This is a genomic window from Chitinophagales bacterium, from assembly GCA_016787225.1.
Classification (GTDB): Bacteria; Bacteroidota; Bacteroidia; order Chitinophagales; family JADJOU01; genus CHPMRC01.
Map to the genome: position 1 here is coordinate 42002 of JAEUUY010000022.1, position 16986 is coordinate 58987.

The 16986-nt window shown below is 35.4% G+C and carries 16 protein-coding genes; 14 read left to right on the forward strand and 2 right to left on the reverse strand.

All coding sequences use genetic code 11. The features are described 5' to 3' along the window. Positions 1–9 precede the first annotated feature (9 nt). Together JNL75_08020 and JNL75_08025 are read right to left on the reverse strand one after the other, a co-directional pair. On the reverse strand, positions 10–1314 hold the full coding sequence (locus JNL75_08020) for a (Fe-S)-binding protein (GenBank protein ID MBL7789754.1): 1305 nt from the start codon (positions 1312–1314) through the stop codon (positions 10–12). A 2-nt stretch (positions 1315–1316) separates the two neighbouring features. Then, entirely contained in the window at positions 1317–2351 is a 1035-nt protein-coding gene (locus JNL75_08025; protein MBL7789755.1) for a fatty acid desaturase, read from the reverse strand. Positions 2352–2498: 147 nt separating this feature from the next. On the opposite strand from JNL75_08025, the gene JNL75_08030 reads away from it, so the two are divergent. From JNL75_08030 to JNL75_08095, 14 genes are all read left to right on the forward strand, one after another. Next, complete coding sequence (locus JNL75_08030) at positions 2499–5972, forward strand: T9SS type A sorting domain-containing protein (protein MBL7789756.1); 3474 nt, start codon at positions 2499–2501, stop codon at positions 5970–5972. 47 nt (positions 5973–6019) lie between these two features. Further along, positions 6020–6721, forward strand: coding sequence for a hypothetical protein (locus tag JNL75_08035; protein ID MBL7789757.1), 702 nt, complete (start codon positions 6020–6022; stop codon positions 6719–6721). 393 nt (positions 6722–7114) lie between these two features. Continuing rightward, the gene (gene queA / locus JNL75_08040; protein MBL7789758.1) at positions 7115–8182 is read left to right on the forward strand and encodes a tRNA preQ1(34) S-adenosylmethionine ribosyltransferase-isomerase QueA; all 1068 of its coding nucleotides are present in this window, start codon (positions 7115–7117) and stop codon (positions 8180–8182) included. Positions 8183–8202: 20 nt separating this feature from the next. Then, on the forward strand, positions 8203–8589 hold the full coding sequence (locus JNL75_08045; protein MBL7789759.1) for a hypothetical protein: 387 nt from the start codon (positions 8203–8205) through the stop codon (positions 8587–8589). A 49-nt stretch (positions 8590–8638) separates the two neighbouring features. After that, on the forward strand, positions 8639–8947 hold the full coding sequence (locus JNL75_08050; protein ID MBL7789760.1) for a DUF4286 family protein: 309 nt from the start codon (positions 8639–8641) through the stop codon (positions 8945–8947). 1 nt (position 8948) lies between these two features. Next, positions 8949–9392: a YhcH/YjgK/YiaL family protein gene (locus JNL75_08055; GenBank protein MBL7789761.1), complete on the forward strand. Its 444-nt coding sequence runs from the start codon at positions 8949–8951 to the stop codon at positions 9390–9392. Positions 9393–9559: 167 nt separating this feature from the next. Further along, entirely contained in the window at positions 9560–10036 is a 477-nt protein-coding gene (locus JNL75_08060; GenBank protein ID MBL7789762.1) for a UpxY family transcription antiterminator, read from the forward strand. 22 nt (positions 10037–10058) lie between these two features. Beyond that, positions 10059–11405 (forward strand): putative DNA binding domain-containing protein, encoded by a 1347-nt coding sequence (locus JNL75_08065; protein MBL7789763.1) that lies wholly within the window; start codon positions 10059–10061, stop codon positions 11403–11405. A gap of 39 nt (positions 11406–11444) precedes the next feature. Next, positions 11445–12326: an ABC transporter permease gene (locus tag JNL75_08070; protein MBL7789764.1), complete on the forward strand. Its 882-nt coding sequence runs from the start codon at positions 11445–11447 to the stop codon at positions 12324–12326. A gap of 1 nt (position 12327) precedes the next feature. Further along, on the forward strand, positions 12328–13575 hold the full coding sequence (locus JNL75_08075; protein MBL7789765.1) for an ABC transporter ATP-binding protein: 1248 nt from the start codon (positions 12328–12330) through the stop codon (positions 13573–13575). 1 nt (position 13576) lies between these two features. Further along, positions 13577–14401, forward strand: a complete 825-nt coding sequence (locus tag JNL75_08080; GenBank protein MBL7789766.1) for a TylF/MycF family methyltransferase — start codon at positions 13577–13579, stop codon at positions 14399–14401. A gap of 79 nt (positions 14402–14480) precedes the next feature. After that, on the forward strand, positions 14481–15182 hold the full coding sequence (locus tag JNL75_08085) for a class I SAM-dependent methyltransferase (protein ID MBL7789767.1): 702 nt from the start codon (positions 14481–14483) through the stop codon (positions 15180–15182). A gap of 2 nt (positions 15183–15184) precedes the next feature. Next, entirely contained in the window at positions 15185–16108 is a 924-nt protein-coding gene (locus JNL75_08090; protein ID MBL7789768.1) for a glycosyltransferase, read from the forward strand. Then, positions 16108–16968: an FkbM family methyltransferase gene (locus tag JNL75_08095; GenBank protein ID MBL7789769.1), complete on the forward strand. Its 861-nt coding sequence runs from the start codon at positions 16108–16110 to the stop codon at positions 16966–16968. Before JNL75_08090 ends, JNL75_08095 begins: the two co-directional genes overlap by 1 nt. Positions 16969–16986: the final 18 nt, after the last annotated feature.

Sequence of the window (16986 nt, forward strand, 5' to 3'; positions counted from 1 at the left end):
AACTTAAAATTACTTTGACCAGTTGCCTCTTTCGCTCTGAGCAAATTTCCATGGAGCACCGTTATTCTCGATATTGCCAAACATACCATTCCACTCTTGAGGAGAATTGGATTCTTCCATGATGAGATTTCGGCGCAGCTGAACGATGATATCCAATGGTGAAATATTCACAGGACACTCTTCTACACAGGCGTTACAAGTAGTGCAGCCTCTAAGTTCTTCTACCGAAATATAAGAATGTAATAGTGATTTGCCATCGTCTTTCCATTCGTTATTATTACTATCTAAAATTTTACCGACTTCTTCGAGTCTATCTCGCGTATCCATCATAATCTTTCTAGGCGAAAGTTTTTTCCCAGTTTGATTGGCAGGACAAGCAGATGTGCATCGACCACACTCAGTGCAGGCATAGGCATCTAATAAGTTCTTCTGAGATAAATCAAAGACATCCTTGGCTCCAAATTTAGGAATTACATTCGGGTCAGAAGCCTCGACAGATTCACCCATCATCGACTTTATTTCATGCAATATCTCTGGCATGTAATCCATCTTGCCCTTGGCATTAGGATTAGATAAATATGCGTTAGGGAATGCGAGCAATATATGAAGGTGTTTGGAGTGTGGCAGATAGAGTATAAATCCAAAAATGCCAATAAGATGCATCCACCATCCAGTTTGTGACAGATAATGCAATGTTTCAGAATTCAATCCTATAAATAAATTTCCAAGCATACTGCTTAGAATAAAATGATAACCTTCTTGTGCATTCGTGTTTAGCCAAGCCGATTCCGCACTATTCATTAAGAAAATACCAAATACTAGAAAAATTTCCCCTATCAAAATGATGTTGGCATCTTTCATAGGCCATCCTTTTAGCTCTGCCATGTTGAGACGCGGAAGTTTTAAAAGATTTCTTCTACTGAGAAAAACTAAAGTGGCTATCAATGCTAGTAAGGATAGAATTTCAATTAAATTGATTAATCCTGAATAAACCATCGGACAGCAATTCATCATAGCATGCCCCAGTATTCTATGCGAACCTGTAAATCCGTCTATGAGAATTTCAATAAGCTCTAACTGCGTAAATACAAATGCAACATAAATGAACAAATGAAATATAGCAGCCACAGGGCGTGAAAACATTTTTTTCTGCCCTAGCGCTATAAGGGTCATGTTTTTTAGTTTTTCCGAGGTAGGATTTGGATTGCTATATTCTCTGCCTAATTTAATATTGGCAAAAATTCGCTTGTATTTTTTATACGAAAAAAATAAAACCCCACTAAAAAGCAGACAAAATACTATGATTGTCATCATTCTTATCCTACTTCTACAGCTTCTTTAGAAAGAACTAACTCATTGCGTTCCATGAAATCTTTATCTACACCATATCTACCTTCTTTATTTCTCACAATTCTTGAAAATAAATCGTATTTAGGATTGAATATAAAGTTAAAAAAAAGTTTGACCCATGAAGTGTGGTGGTCTAATTTTAAATAATAGTCTGGCGCTATTTTTCTCAATTCAGGCAGCTTATTCCATGGAATACTAGGAAAATCGTGGTGTTCATTATGCAGTCCAACATTTAAACTCACTAAATTGAGAGGTCCTTCGTAGTTAAAAGATTCTTGCGGATTTCCTTCAGGTGTATAATGTTCCTGAATCCAACGAGCACCTAAAGGATGAAGACCAATAGAAAAGGCAAAGCTAAGAAACAAGTATAATATACCATTCCAGCCAAAAACATAACCTAAAAGCCAAGCAAAGCCAAAGGTTGTAATCACATTCAGTACGACCCATGGATTCCACATTTTAATATTTTTTAATCTAAATGGTCTTAACCCCTGAACTACAGGAAAAAACAAGAGCCAAATCATTTTAAAAATAGGGTTATTACCAATGGTTTTAGCTTCGTGTTTATAAGGTAAATCCGCGTCAAACTCATAGTCGCCTTGATGGGCATGATGGCGAATATGATATACTCTGAACCCCTCTGCAGAAGGAAAAACATTGATTAAATCTACAATACAAGCTGCAAATCTGTTGAGTATCTTTTTATTAAAGACAGCATTGTGTGAGGTTTCATGAATTATGACGAAACTGGCATGATTGAAAAATGCTCCGAAACAATAGGCAGCTATAGCTGAAAGCCACCAATATTCTAATCCAGCCATCCCTAAAAAAATAGCCATAATAGTTTGAGAAATAACAATTTGAAGGATGATAATCATAGTTTTAGGCTCTGCGCCGAAGAGGGATTTTATCTGGGGAAAAGACTGAAGCATAGCCTTTGCTCTTGCTGGATGTGGTTGATTTCTATCAGTATAATAAAATTCTTTTTTAGGCTCAGACATATCTAATTTTTTAATGTTAGGGCAAATATAGTTTAGTATTTTCAAATGCTTTTGGTGAGATTTTAATTAAAAACCAAGTTTTCTTAATTTTTTATAACAAACTCCTTATATTTGAGGTTTCAAAAAAACAATTTAACCTTATTAAATATGAAGCTAAGATATACATATTTATTTTTCGTGGTCGTTGCCGCTTGGGTACTTTTAAAAAGTAACTCATCTGGAAGGGTTAGCACAGGAACCCCTATGCAGGCTTGTGCTGGTGGAGGGTGCCATAGTTCTACAGGTTTTGGTACTACAACCAGTATAGATAGTATTTTAGTCTATGATAGAGCTACCAACCTACCCGTTAGTCAATATATGCCTGGTCAGTCCTATAGAATAGCTATTTTTGGTAGAGTTACTAATTTCATGGCAATGCCGAATTTACCAAAATTTGGATTTGCTGTTGACAATGCAGGTAAGGGTACATTTAGTGGAACCTCATCTGGTTCTACAACAGCCTCAAGTGGAAGATATTGGGGTCATAGTTCGAAAAAAGATAGTATCTTAAGTATCTCTGCCATTCGTACTATTTTTTATTTTGATTCTTGTAATTGGACTGCTCCTTCTGCAGGGGCAGGGTTGGTTACCTACACTGCTAGATTGAATGCGGTAAATAATGACAACGGATCTACTGGTGATTTTTCTAATGCAACTGCATTTACAAGAACATTGCCTGAATTCAATAATACTGCAGGCGTATCAATAACTATGACGCCACCTGCGAATCCATTTTGTGCTGGTACCACTAAAACCTTTATAGCTACGCCCACCAACCCTGGCACTACTCCCGTCTATCAGTGGTTTGTTAATAGCACACCCGTAGGCACTGGGGGTGTATCCTATACCACGTCTTCCTTAGTAAATAATGATAGCGTATGGGTACGAATGACATCAAGTATAGCAGGTATTACGAATAATCCGGCTAACTCTGCGAAAATAGGTGCTAGAGTGAATCCAGCCTTTAATAATAGTGTAACAATTATTGGAAATAAGACTACGGCATGTGCTGGTGATACCGTTATTTTCACGGCCACTCCTGCTGCTGGATCCACTATGCCTCAATATCGTTGGTATAGAAATATGACTCAGATACAAGGACCTGGAGCACCGTTTCCTGCACCTACCACAAACTCTGCAACCTGTCAGGTTATTGGCCTTACTGCAGGGGATTCTTTTTCTTGTCGAGTGCAGGTTACCAATGCCTGCGCCACTCCAGCCAATGACACTTCAAATTATTTAAAAATAACAGTGACGCCTTCTCCCGTAATCACTGGACATATTAATGACACCATTTGTGCTGGGGATAGCTCGAAAGCTACCAATTGGCAGAGCACCATAGCAGGTACTACCTATACTTGGACGAATAGCAATCCTGCAATTGGTTTACCTGCAAGTGGTACAGGACAGATACCTAAATTTAAATCACCAGATGCAATTGCAGGTCCGCAGATAACAGCTACTATTACAATTCGATCTTTTGGTGGGGGTTGTTCGGGATCACCAGTTACTTATAATATTCTAGTGCGAAGAAAGCCTACCATCTCTATTTCGGGTCATCAGCGATCATATTGTGAAGGAGCTTCTCCTAATATTACCATTGGTAGTACCGGCGGGGGCAATACGTTTTCGTGGACGAATGACAACACAGCCATAGGACTTCCTGCTAGTGGCTCTGGAGCCACTATAGCATTTACTGCTAGCAATACGACTACAGATAGTCTTGTAGCTAATGTCACCGCCAGTGTGTTCAATTCAGCAGCTCGATGCACAAAAGATACCAGCATCCGAATTGTAGTTTTTCCAAAACCTAATGTAAATGCAATTTCAAATATAGCACCATGCGAGGGGAATACTGTTCCAGCTTTTAACCTGAACTCCACGGTGCCTGGTACTACCTTTACCTGGGTTAATAGCAATACAGCAATAGGTTTAGGAGCTAGCGGTACTGGGAATATTCCTTCCTTTACTGCTACTAATACCTCTAGTGGACCAATAACTGGCACAGTTACCATAAGTCCAGCCTATAAAACCTGCCTCGGAACAAATAGATCGTTTACTATTACTGTGGAGAAAAATGCAACCCCATCGGTTTCAATCTCTACTAGTGCTATGAACTTATGCTCTGGAGCATCGGCATTGTTTACAGCTACTCCTACCAACGGTGGAACAGCGCCAGTGTACGAATGGACGCGAAATGGAATAACGATTTCTGGTGCAACAAAAGATACTGTGACCATTACCAATGTGCAGAATAACGATAAAATTGTCTGCAAAATAACTTCGAATTCCCCATGTGCAACTACTCCTAATGCAAGCTCTAATGAATACTCAATTACTACAATTACGAACCTTGTACCTAAAGTTACATTAAGTACTATTAGTGATACTACATGTGTGGGAGCTGTATTGGTCATCAATACGTCTATTGTCAATGGTGGAGCTTCACCTACTTATCAGTGGTATCTCAACGGCAATCCGATTTTTGGAGCCAATTCAGATATTTTCTTTTCTAATACATTTGTCATGGATGACGAGATTTATTGTGAAATGACTTCGAGTTCTGGGTGCGCCAATCCAAAAACAGTAGTTTCAAATACTAAAAAGATAAAAGTATTCAAGCCTACTCCTACAACCATTAATTTGACGAAAAGCGCGAATAAAATATGTTCTGATGAATATGTAACCTTTACTACTACATTTACAGGTGGAGGATTAAATCCAAAAGTAAACTGGACGCTCAATGGTCAACAGATGAATACAAATAAAAAATTCATTACCGTGCCTATTAATAGTCAGTTTGATGTCGTGGAGTTGAATGTTAAATCTAGTGAACCTTGTCCAAGCCCGCCATATCCTACCCTGACAATGTCGGTGGATTCTGTTTCTCAAGGCCCCATCGTCATAGTTACTCCTAACCCTTATATTGCATTCTGCGAAGGTGACTCTGCAGAAATTAGAATTCTCAATGGTGCGCCTAATTATAAGTATAATTGGAGTAATGGCTCGAATGCGAGCAACTTCTATTCTAAAGTGACGAATTCATATACGCTGACTGTGACAGAAACAGGCAATGCATGTCCGAGATATTATGGCCCAATAACCACAGTAGCCAATCCTTTACCATTTAAACCAACCATTAGCGCAGATAGAGACGTCTTGGTCTCATCTGCCTCGGATAGATATCAGTGGCAGCTAAATAAACAAGATATTGTATCAGCTGATAGCATGCGTTATAAACCCATTATTACAGGATTATATAGAGTCAAAGTGACTAATAATGCTGGTTGTATTGCCTATTCTGATGAGTTTAATTCTGCAAAATTGGGAGTTTCGAGTTTTTCCGGCTCTAACAAGATTCTTATATATCCAAATCCATCGAATGGTATATTTACTATCAGTTCTAAAGATGTGCGTATTGATGATCTTATTGTTTATGACCTGATGGGCAAGGTCGTATATCAATCAAAGGTCGGAGATATAGAAAAGGAAATAAAATTGAATGAAGTCTCGAAGGGTATATACTTTCTGCATATCAATTTAGATGGTCGACAAGAAGTGCAAAAGTTGGAAATTAAATAAAATGGAATGATAGGGGAGGATGCAAAACATTCTCCCTTTTTTTATATATGAATTACAGAGCCACTCTCATTTACCTGTTAGTGCTTTTTTCAAAGATAGTAGCTGCACAGACAGATTTAAATTCCTATGGTTTTAAAGGAAGAGTAAAGGCTGTCATATACCGTATTCACAACGAAGCAAATTTTGATTCATTTGGTAAATTTATAGACGAGAAACGACAACCTTTCATTGAGAAGGCCATATATTTTGACAAGTTTGGGAATATCGATTCTATTGTAGAAATACTGTCTGAAGGACGTTTTTTTGAAAAGTATATTACCTACCATACTCATGGTGGAAATAGAATACGGTCTACCATTAAGTATCGATATTATACAAATGAAGTAATCGAAGAAGTAAAATATACTTGGACAGAAGGAAACTCGAAGTGTAGTTTTAAAGGTAAAGGTATTACGACAATGACCTCTGGTTATCGAAAACTTACTTATAACCACAGAGAGAGTAAGGGAGAGTATATTCAAGAGACTAAAAAAGGGGTCGTGTTACTCAAAGAATCGTATAAGAATGAATTCGATGGCAATTGGAATTTAGTAAAAACGATCTATACCAATGATAAGACTGGCATATATACGATAGTATATGATTACGATGATATGGATGATAATGGCAATTATACTTTGGTCAAACTCGTCTATGAAGAAACCAAAAAGCTACAACGCCTGGTTCAAAAGGAATTTCATTATTACTAAGTCCTTATTACCTGAACCCAAGAGAACGACTTGATTATTAAATTTGGTATGGTATCGACGAATAAAATTTGAAGCTTAAAGGCTATACCTTCTTTTTAGTTAATTAATTCAAATTTAAGCTATTAATCCCAAATTAATGATTAGAAGCCAAAACGTGGCGAACTATATGATTTAGTTGGGGTTATCCCGATTTAGAATTTATTTCAATCCCGTACGTACGGGATTGCAAATGATTGAAATACAAATTCTTAATCAATTCCGTATCTTCTAGTGTGGAATTCGGGTTTATTGATTTAATATCCCTAGACTACTTGACAAAGCACATAGCCAGCATGTATATTTGCCCGCTCAATATTTAAAAGCTATCAACAGTTAAAAGAAAATCAATTCATTATGTCTGAAGTATATAAGTTAAGTAAGTTTGACTATCCATTGACAGAAGATCATGTAGCATTATATCCACCTAAGGAAAGAGGTAATTGTAAAATGGTTGTCGTTCACAGGGATACAGGCAAAATAGAGCATAAAAAATTTAGAGATATACTCAATTACTTTACGGATGAAGATTTAATTTTAATCAACAATACAAAGGTTATTCCCGCCAGAATGTGGGCTACCAAAGAAAAGACAGGAGCAAAAATCGAAGTATTTTTATTGAGAGAGCTCAATTCTGAGCAGTTGGTATGGGATGTATTGGTAGATCCCGCTAGAAAGATACGTGTAGGCAACAAACTATATTTCGGAGATGACGAAATACTCGTAGCAGAGGTTATAGACAATACTACTTCGCGAGGACGCACGATACGATTTTTGTACGACGGAGATCCATCTGGATTTACAGATTATCTTTTTAGTTTTGGAGAAACGCCTTTACCTAAATGGATACAACAAAAAAGAGGTTTAGACCCTTCGGACAAAGAGCGTTATCAGTCTATATTTGCTAAGGAAATTGGTGCAGTGGCTGCGCCTTCGTCTAGTCTGCATTTTACTAAAGAAATCATGAAAAGATTGGAGATAAAAGGTGCAGAATTTGGAGAAATGACGGTACACACAGGATTGGGTTCATTTCGAACGATTGATGTCGAAGATTTATCGAAACATAGAGTAGATGCAGAGTATGTCAATATCCCTGAAAAGTTAGCCAATAAAATCAATAAAACGAAGGCGAATGGTAGAAAAGTATGTGCTGTAGGAACCTCCATTATGCGCGGTCTCGAAAGCTCAGTTACAAGTACTGGTGAGGTCAAGCCTTATGATGGTTGGACCAATTTGTTTATTTATCCACCCTTCGATTTTAATGTTGCGAATTGTCTGCTAACAAATTTGCATGTACCAAAATCTAGTTTGCAAATCATGGTGAGTTCCTATGCAGGTTATGACCTCATTATGAAAGCTTATGAAGAATGTATGGAAAAGGATTATAAATTCTTTGTCTATGGTGATTGTATGCTAATTTTGTAACCATATATAAATTTTCAATTATGAAATATTTAGGTTTTGGTTTTTTATTAGTCTTAATTATCGGTGGAGGATTTTTCTATTGGAATTATTTCTTCGTATATAGCGATGGCTACAGAGAAGGTGTACTCAATAAGTTTTCTACGAAGGGCACAATTTTCAAAACAAATGAAGGAGAATTGCTTATGCCTGGAGTCGTACCTACCATGAATCAATTGTCCAATAATTTCTTTTATTTTTCTTCTACAGATAGCAAAGTCACTGAGGAGCTCAATGCAGCCATTGGTAAAAAAATCAAGGTTCATTATGTTCAATTTAATTCATCACTCCCTTGGAGAGGGGATAGCTATACCGACAAGAACAAAGAAAAAGGTCAATATATTGTAGATAAGGTTGAGTTGGTACCTTAATTTACATATAAAGAGCAGAGACTTTTCACTTTTCACTTTCATCTGACATATGTCCATAGTATATAGTGTTACCGTTAAGCCCGATAGAGATATAGAACTAGCCTACCTAGATTGGTTGCAGTCAGAACATATAGCCGAAGTAGTATCAACAGGTTGTTTTGACTCTTACCGTTTTTTTAAAGTGCTGGCAGAAGATGAAACCGATGGAGCTTCTTATAATATACAGTACCTTACAACAGATATGAGCCGATACTTTGATTATATCAATAATTTCGCTCCACTTATGCGCTCCAAAGGTCGCGAAAAGTTTGGTGAAAAATTTCATGCATTTCGAACAGTTTTGAAGCAACTGCAATAAAATGATTATAAATCACCTAAAAAATATTGCCAACTATCATTCAACTTATCCTCACATAGGTGAAGCGATAGACTATATATCTACAAATGAATTTCACCTCTTGAAAGAAGGCAAGAATGAATTTTCAGAGAACTTCTATGTAGTCAAAATCATAGGAGATAAAAAGTCAAATTTTGATGGCACCTTGGAGGTTCATCGGGAGTGGATTGACATACATATACCATTAACCGACGATGAAATTATAGCCTTTAAAGAAATCTCAGAATGTCAAAAACTAGATAAAGAATACGACACTGAAAATGACTATGCGTTATACAATGAAAGCGACATATCACAGCTAACTCTAGCCAAAGGTTACTTTTGCATTATAGATACCACTATATGCCATATGGCTAATCTAGGCGAAGGAAAACTTGAAAAACTTGTTTTCAAAATTCGCAAGTAGTTTGATTCTGCTATAAATCAAATAGGAGCTTGAAATCATAGTTAGCCTATTTACATTTATATAATGCCTACAACTCAATTTATTATTATATTTGCCTAATGTAGCACTTACTTATGATTTCCTCTGGGACTCATGTGGCGGAGCTTTGCAAATTATGATATTTTAGAATGACGACAGAAAACTGGAATGCACTTTATCTCAAACCTCGTACGGAAAAAAAAGTCAAAGAGAGACTCATCCAAAAAGGATTTGAGGTGTATCTTCCTATCTGCATAGTCAAAAAGAAATATAGCGATCGTCTAAAAAAGGTAGAAGAACCTCTGCTTAAATCCTACATATTTGTGGTAGCAGAAGGAAATAAAAACCCTGAAATTTTGAGAACGGATGGCGTATTAAATTATGTGCATAGCACCACAACAGGTAAAGTAGCCATCATAAAAAAGAAGGAATTAGATGACATTCAAGAATACTTGAGTCATAAAATTTTCGATGAGAGCGAATGGGATAATTTAAAAATTGGGGACAACACTTTTTTGACCTATTCTGCATTTCAGGGCAAGCAAGCTACCGTCATGGAAATTAAAAAAAATACCATGAAACTGATTATTGAAGATTTAGGATTTGTATGGGAAGTGAAAAGATAATATTAGATTTAACACTAATAGTATGATGAGTCTTGAATCTATAAAAGAATTAAGGGAGAGTCAGACAGTAGAATTTAAGTTAAGTTTTGGTAATGAGACTATAGAAACTTTAGTTGCCTTTGCCAATGCTCAAGGAGGTTCCGTTTATCTGGGGATCACTGATAATGGTGAAATAATGGGATTGCATATCGCAAAAGAAACCGTGGCGGAATGGATCAATGAAATCAAGACCAAAACAGCTCCAGCCATTATTCCAGATGTGGATATTCTTGAACTGGAGAATAAAGTTTTAGTTGTATTAGGGATGAAAGAATATCCCATCAAGCCAGTTTCATTTAAAGGAAGATATTTAAAACGGGTAGCTAATTCGAATCATTTATTATCGGTGGCTGAGGTCGCCAATATGCATTTAAGTGCCTTCAATTCTAGTTGGGATTATTATACGAATAATCATTTCAAAATAGATGATTTAGCCTTAGCAAAAGTTCAATCAGTGATTGATAACTTAAAAACAAATGGTCAAAATATTAATGATGATCCATTGTCATTTCTTTATAAACAAGATCTGATTCGAGATGAAAAGATCACAAATGCAGCTTTTCTACTTTTCACAGAAAGAGATACAAGAATGACTACTATAGAAATGGGGCGCTTTCAAACGGATATTCTCATAAAAGATAGCCTCCGCTCTCAGTCTGACATTATCAGTCAGGTGAATCAGGTGATTGACTTTGTCAAAAAACATATGAATAAAGCCATCATTATAACTGGTCAAGCACAGAATACCCAGCAGTGGCAATATCCTTTGGAGGCTATTCGAGAAATAGTGATGAATATGATTGTGCATAGAGACTATAGAGATACCGCTGATTCGATTATAAAAATTTATGATGATAAGATCGAGTTTTTCAATCCGGGTAAGCTTCCAGATGCTATAACAGAGGACGATTTATTGACGAATAGTTACAAATCTACCCCGAGAAATAAAACGATAGCAGATATATTCCGCACTATGGGCCTAATCGAAAAATATGGGTCAGGAATTCAAAGAATTATCAATTATTTTATGGAGGCGGGTCTTCCGAAGCCCAGCTTTAAAAATCAATCAAGCGGTTTTCTAGTCACTATTTATTCAAATGTTACAGAAAATGTTACAGAAAATGTTACAGAAAATGTTACAGAAAATAGAATTCAAGCCATTATTGACCTTATAAGAAAGAACCCCAAATTGACCACTACCGCCATGTCCAATCAGTTAAACATAACAAGAATGACTCTCCATAGAGAACTTGAAAAGCTGAAAGAAAAAGGAATACTCAAAAGAATAGGTCCTGATAAAGGCGGGCACTGGGAAATTAAAGAAAACTAATGTGGCAATAAAGCTAATTCTTGAAGATTTAGGATTTGTATGGGAAGTGAAAAGATAGAGAAAAAAGATATTTACAGCGATGACTATTGGGATCTCATCATAGAGCCTCGCTCTTCTTTATTTCAGATAGATTTCAAAGAGATATGGAAATTTCGCGATCTCCTGCGCATGTTTGTTAAGCGAGAGATTGTACAATTCTATAAGCAAACTATACTGGGTCCATTGTGGTTTTTTATTCAGCCCTTGCTTACTACCATAGTCTATATGATAGTCTTTGGGCAAATAGCTAAGCTCTCTCCCGCTGGCAAACCGCAGATTTTATTTTATCTCTCTGGTGTGGTGCTATGGAATTATTTCGCAGATGTATTGAATAACACAGCAGCCACCTTCCGCGAGAATGCACAGCTATTCGGCAAAGTATATTTCCCCAGAATCATAGCTCCAGCATCCAAGGCGATATCCAATCTACTAAAACTTTTCATTCAGCTCGGATTGTTTTTTGCTATTTATATTTATATGGGGGTCACAGGGCAGTTTGAATTCTCTATTTCTTGGACTGTTTTATTATTGCCTTTTTTGATTTTAATATTATTCAACCTCGGCATGGGTCTAGGCATGATCGTCACGTCAATGACAGCTAAGTATAAAGATTTAATTTTCCTTATCACCTTCGGGGTGCAGCTACTCATGTACGCTACGCCAGTCATTTATTCGTTGGAGACGATTAGAGATAAGCAGTTCTACACGTGGATAGCCTTTAATCCATTATCACCAGTCATAGAAATTTTTAGAAATAGTCTGTTAGGTGGAAATGTAGATTTTGCAATGCTAGGATATTCACTTATTTCATCATTGTTTGTTCTCATACTTGGATTGATGATCTTTAATAAAATAGAAAAAACATTTATAGATACTGTATAATATGGCTCTTGCAATTCGTGTAGAAAACCTTTCTAAACAATATCGCCTCGGTCAGATAGGTACAGGTACGATTAGCCATGACCTGAATCGATTCTGGGCGCAACTGAGAGGCAAGGAAGACCCTTATTCCCAAATAGGCGTAGCCAATGACCGCTCGCAGAAAGCGACTAGCGACTATGTATGGGCACTCAAAGACATTAACTTCGAGATAGAACAAGGTGATGCCGTAGGTATTATAGGTAGAAATGGGGCTGGTAAATCTACGCTGCTCAAAATATTAAGCAGAACGACGCTACCTACGACTGGCTCGGTCAAGATGAAAGGGCGTATCGCTTCACTTCTCGAAGTAGGCACAGGCTTTCACCCAGAGATGACAGGGCGTGAAAACATCTATCAAAACGGAGCTATCCTCGGTATGACTCGTCATGAAATCACGCGCAAGTTTGACGAAATCGTGGACTTCAGTGGCTGCGAAGCATATATCGATACCCCTGTAAAGCGCTATAGCTCGGGCATGTATGTTCGACTCGCCTTCGCAGTAGCAGCCCACCTTGAGAGCGAAATACTCATAGTAGATGAAGTGCTAGCCGTAGGTGATGCCGAGTTTCAAAAAAAATGCCTAGGCAAAATGAATGATGTAGCCAAGGGTGAAGGGAGGACAGTGCTGTTTGTGAGTCACAATATGGGGGCAGTATCTCAATTATGTAAGCATTCTATCTTGATGGTAAATGGAAAAACACAAGAAATAGATAAAACAAAAAAAGTTTTAGATAAATATACAGAACAGCAAATTATCAATTCTATTTATGAGTCAAAGGTAATCAATAAATTGAATTTTTTAAGAAAAATCCATTTCATCAGCACTAACGATACTATATGTAATTCATTCAATCACGATGAGGAAATTCAAATTAAGTTTGACATTCAGATTGATTTTTGGAAAAATGATTTATTATTGGTCTATGGAATTCAGAATAACTTGAACACAAGAGTTTGCCTTGACTTTATATCTATTGATACGAAAGCTAGAAATGTTATTTATTCAGTAAAACTGCCAAAAGAGTTTTTAACGCCTGGAGTTTATTCAATCGATGTGTCTTTATTGTCTTCAACGGAAGGAGCATTTGATATAATATTCGGGGCATGCACATTTGAAGTAATAAACAATAAATCAAGACTAACTCCTTTCTTAGGAATGGATTATGGTAACGTATTTTTAAATTCAAAATATTTTCACATAAATAAATAAAATGAATAAATTACAACTAAGCTATTTAGAGCTACTAAAAAAAGTATTAATTGATTTAGATCGTGTAAAATATTCCGAGTATTTACCTATCGAAGGTAGAATTGCTAAGGTTATTAACTGGTTTTTAAAGAATACTAGATTTTACCATAAACAAAATGCATATGTATGTAATAAGGTAGAATATAGTTATGAAAAAAGGATGAACGGAGAGGATTGGCCTCTATATGCTGATAGTATGATTGGATATAAACGCATGTCAAATGTACAGAATTGCATGATAGATGTTATTCAAAATAATATTCCTGGAGATTTTATTGAAACAGGGGTTTGGAGAGGTGGAACTGTAATTTTCATGGCTGCAATTTTAAAAGCTTTTGAAATAACTGATAGAAAAGTATGGGTAGCTGATTCATTCGAGGGTCTACCAAAACCTAATGAGGAAAAATATGAAGCAGACAAAGGAGATAAGCATTATGTCTTTAATGAGTTAAAAGTATCGTTAGAAAATGTAATGGATAACTTTAGGAAGTATGATTTATTAGGGGATAATGTTAAATTTTTAAAAGGGTGGTTTAGTGAAACCTTACCAATAGCGCCAATAGAAAAACTCGCAGTTTTACGATTGGATGGTGACATGTATGAGTCTACAATGGACGGATTAGTAAATTTATATCCAAAATTATCTGTTGGTGGTTATTGTATAATAGATGATTGGAATGCAGTTGTTGGATGTAAAAAGGCGGTAAATGATTATATACAACAACATAATATTACCGCTGAAATAATTACAATAGATAACATTGCTGTTTATTGGAAAAAAAGTTAATTGGATTAATTGATAATATCTTTTACTTCTCTATTATAATTTTCAACTAGCCCAGCGATTACAATGTATAATTTCAAAAATGGAAAACGGAATAGTATATAACAGACCATTAGAGAAAGATTTTAACAAGTTGAATTCGGAACATAAAATTGTTTTAGGATTTGTTAAAGAAGGTAGTTCTGTATTAGAAATAGGCTGTCATACTGGGTATTTTTCATTTTGGTTGAAATCTAAACAATGTAAGGTATATGGTGTAGATATATATGGACCAGCAGTGGAAAGAGCGAAACCATATCTTGACTCATTTTATATAGGAGATATTGAGAAAATTCAATTTTATAAGACCCTAAGTGGGTGCAAATTTGACACTATAATTCTTATGCACGTTTTAGAACACTTGAAGAGACCAGATATTGTTTTAGAGGAGCTGATAAAATTTTTAAACCCAGAAGGAAATATTATTATTGCACTTCCAAATATTTCGAATTGGAATTCTAGAATGAATATAATGAAAGGAAACTTTAGCTATACTGACACAGGTTTAATGGATAAGACACATCTGAGATTTTTCAATTACTATACATCGATAGAATTAATTGAAAATGCGGGCATTAAGGTTAAAGATTTTGTAGGCAATGGAGAGTCAGATTTTCATTTTTTACCAAATTTAAAATTGATATGGAGAGCCAATAGTTTAATGACTAAAGTGGGTCGTTGGATTTTTAGGAATTATCCAAACGCACTTTTTCACACATTAATTTTTAATACACAGAAAAACTAACTTTGATTGCAATATTACTTTCTGTATATAATGGAGAGCAATTTCTTTGCGAACAATTAGATTCTATAGTATCCCAATCTTTTCAAGACTTTATTGTTTGGGTTAGAGATGATGGAAGTCATGACTCTAGCAAGGAGATTATTGAGAAGTATAAAACACTATATCCTAGTAAATTTGAATTAGTAGATTGGAATTCACATCAGAACTTAGGATTTGGTTCTTCATTTCTTAGACTTCTAGAGGTAGCAGCTGGTGAACTCTATTTTTTTTGTGATCAAGATGATGTATGGCACTATACAAAATTAGCGGATTATCTTGAATGTTACGAAGCTTGCAAGACTAAAAATTTACCCTTATTGCTAATTTCAGATTTCAGCATTTTCAAAAAAGAAATAAATTTTAAAAGCTTTTATAAAAGTTTAGGAATAAGAACTTCACAAGATGTTTCAATTCAATTTTCTTTTTTATTCTCTGGGTGTACTTATTGTCTTAACACGAACCTCCGGAATACTGTGGTGAGTAGTAAGGTTATGCACAAATTTGGGCATGATGTTAAAACATTTTTTATTGCCTTATTGGAAGGAGAAATTAGATTCCTTCCTAAATCGACTATGAAATACAGAATTCATAGTAATAATCTATGTGGATATAAGAGAACCCAGGGAATAATCGTGTCTATAAAAGACTTTATGAAGTATTTCTACAGCTCAAATGAATATCGAAAAATAATTCTAAGACCTTATTTCGAATTGTACGAAAATCTAAAATTAAGTTACGATAAAGACATTCTTCAAACAAATGAACTATATTGTGAAGAGGATATAAATTCTTTAAATTTTATACAACGTAAGTTATGGTATCAGAAGCACTTTCTACCATTCTTTCCAAGTTATATTGAAGGAATATTAAAAGTACTAACATTTTGATGCTTAATTTTAAAAAAGTGTATTTATTTAATCTAGTAGAGACAATACAAATAGTTATCTATTCTCTATGCTCGCGAATTATACACGCTATTCCACGAAATTTAAAAAACACTTATGAATTCACCAATATTCTATTAGGCAAAGGAATTCGTTTAAATAAAGAAGGATACGGATTTTATTCATTTCCCTATTCCATAGGTAATACTATATTTCATTTTTTTATGAAGATTGATTCTTCAGATTCTAGAGTGTTTGAACAAATAATATTGAATAAAGAGTACGAACCCGTTGTAAACGAAATTAGAAATAAGAAAATTAAAATAGATTTCATACTTGACTTAGGAGCGAATATAGGTTTAAGCTCTATTTATCTATATGCGCATTTGACACCATCAAAAATAATAGCGATAGAACCATCAAATAAAACATATAGAAGGCTTCTAAAGAATATGGAGGCGAATAATCTCTCCAATGTAAAATGCATTCCAAAAGGAGTATGGAGCAAGCCTACTTTTTTAAACCCAGATATTAGTTTCAGAGATGGTGAAGATTGGTCATTTCGCTTAATAGAAGGTGATGAGAAAGGCGAGGAAGGGATTGAAGTAACTACCATCAATCAGATTTGTGAAGAAGAAAATATTACAACTTTAGATTTAGCCAAAATGGATATAGAGGGAGGTGAAATAGAAATTTTTCTTAATAGTAATTTAGATTGGCTTACTAAAACTAAGGTTATAGCACTAGAAATCCATGATGAATTCAATTGTAGGGAGAAGATTGAAGAAATACTTTTAGATCGAAACTTTGAATTAACGCATTCTGGGGAGTTGACGATTGGGTTTAATAAAAACCTAATCTAACATTGCCCTAACCTATTT

Bases quoted from the DNA above. Each gene is read 5' to 3' on its own strand.
- JNL75_08025 (MBL7789755.1), bottom strand. From the start codon at position 2,351: ATGTCTGAGCCTAAAAAAGAATTTTATTATACTGATAGAAATCAACCA.
- JNL75_08045 (MBL7789759.1), top strand. From the start codon at position 8,203: ATGAAATATTTAGGTTTTGGTTTTTTATTAGTCTTAATTATCGGTGGA.
- JNL75_08030 (MBL7789756.1), top strand. From the start codon at position 2,499: ATGAAGCTAAGATATACATATTTATTTTTCGTGGTCGTTGCCGCTTGG.
- JNL75_08095 (MBL7789769.1), top strand. From the start codon at position 16,108: ATGCTTAATTTTAAAAAAGTGTATTTATTTAATCTAGTAGAGACAATA.
- JNL75_08050 (MBL7789760.1), top strand. From the start codon at position 8,639: ATGTCCATAGTATATAGTGTTACCGTTAAGCCCGATAGAGATATAGAA.
- JNL75_08075 (MBL7789765.1), top strand. From the start codon at position 12,328: ATGGCTCTTGCAATTCGTGTAGAAAACCTTTCTAAACAATATCGCCTC.
- JNL75_08035 (MBL7789757.1), top strand. From the start codon at position 6,020: ATGAATTACAGAGCCACTCTCATTTACCTGTTAGTGCTTTTTTCAAAG.
- JNL75_08085 (MBL7789767.1), top strand. From the start codon at position 14,481: ATGGAAAACGGAATAGTATATAACAGACCATTAGAGAAAGATTTTAAC.
- JNL75_08070 (MBL7789764.1), top strand. From the start codon at position 11,445: ATGGGAAGTGAAAAGATAGAGAAAAAAGATATTTACAGCGATGACTAT.
- JNL75_08020 (MBL7789754.1), bottom strand. From the start codon at position 1,314: ATGATGACAATCATAGTATTTTGTCTGCTTTTTAGTGGGGTTTTATTT.
- JNL75_08080 (MBL7789766.1), top strand. From the start codon at position 13,577: ATGAATAAATTACAACTAAGCTATTTAGAGCTACTAAAAAAAGTATTA.
- queA (MBL7789758.1), top strand. From the start codon at position 7,115: ATGTCTGAAGTATATAAGTTAAGTAAGTTTGACTATCCATTGACAGAA.
- JNL75_08060 (MBL7789762.1), top strand. From the start codon at position 9,560: ATGACGACAGAAAACTGGAATGCACTTTATCTCAAACCTCGTACGGAA.
- JNL75_08065 (MBL7789763.1), top strand. From the start codon at position 10,059: ATGATGAGTCTTGAATCTATAAAAGAATTAAGGGAGAGTCAGACAGTA.
- JNL75_08055 (MBL7789761.1), top strand. From the start codon at position 8,949: ATGATTATAAATCACCTAAAAAATATTGCCAACTATCATTCAACTTAT.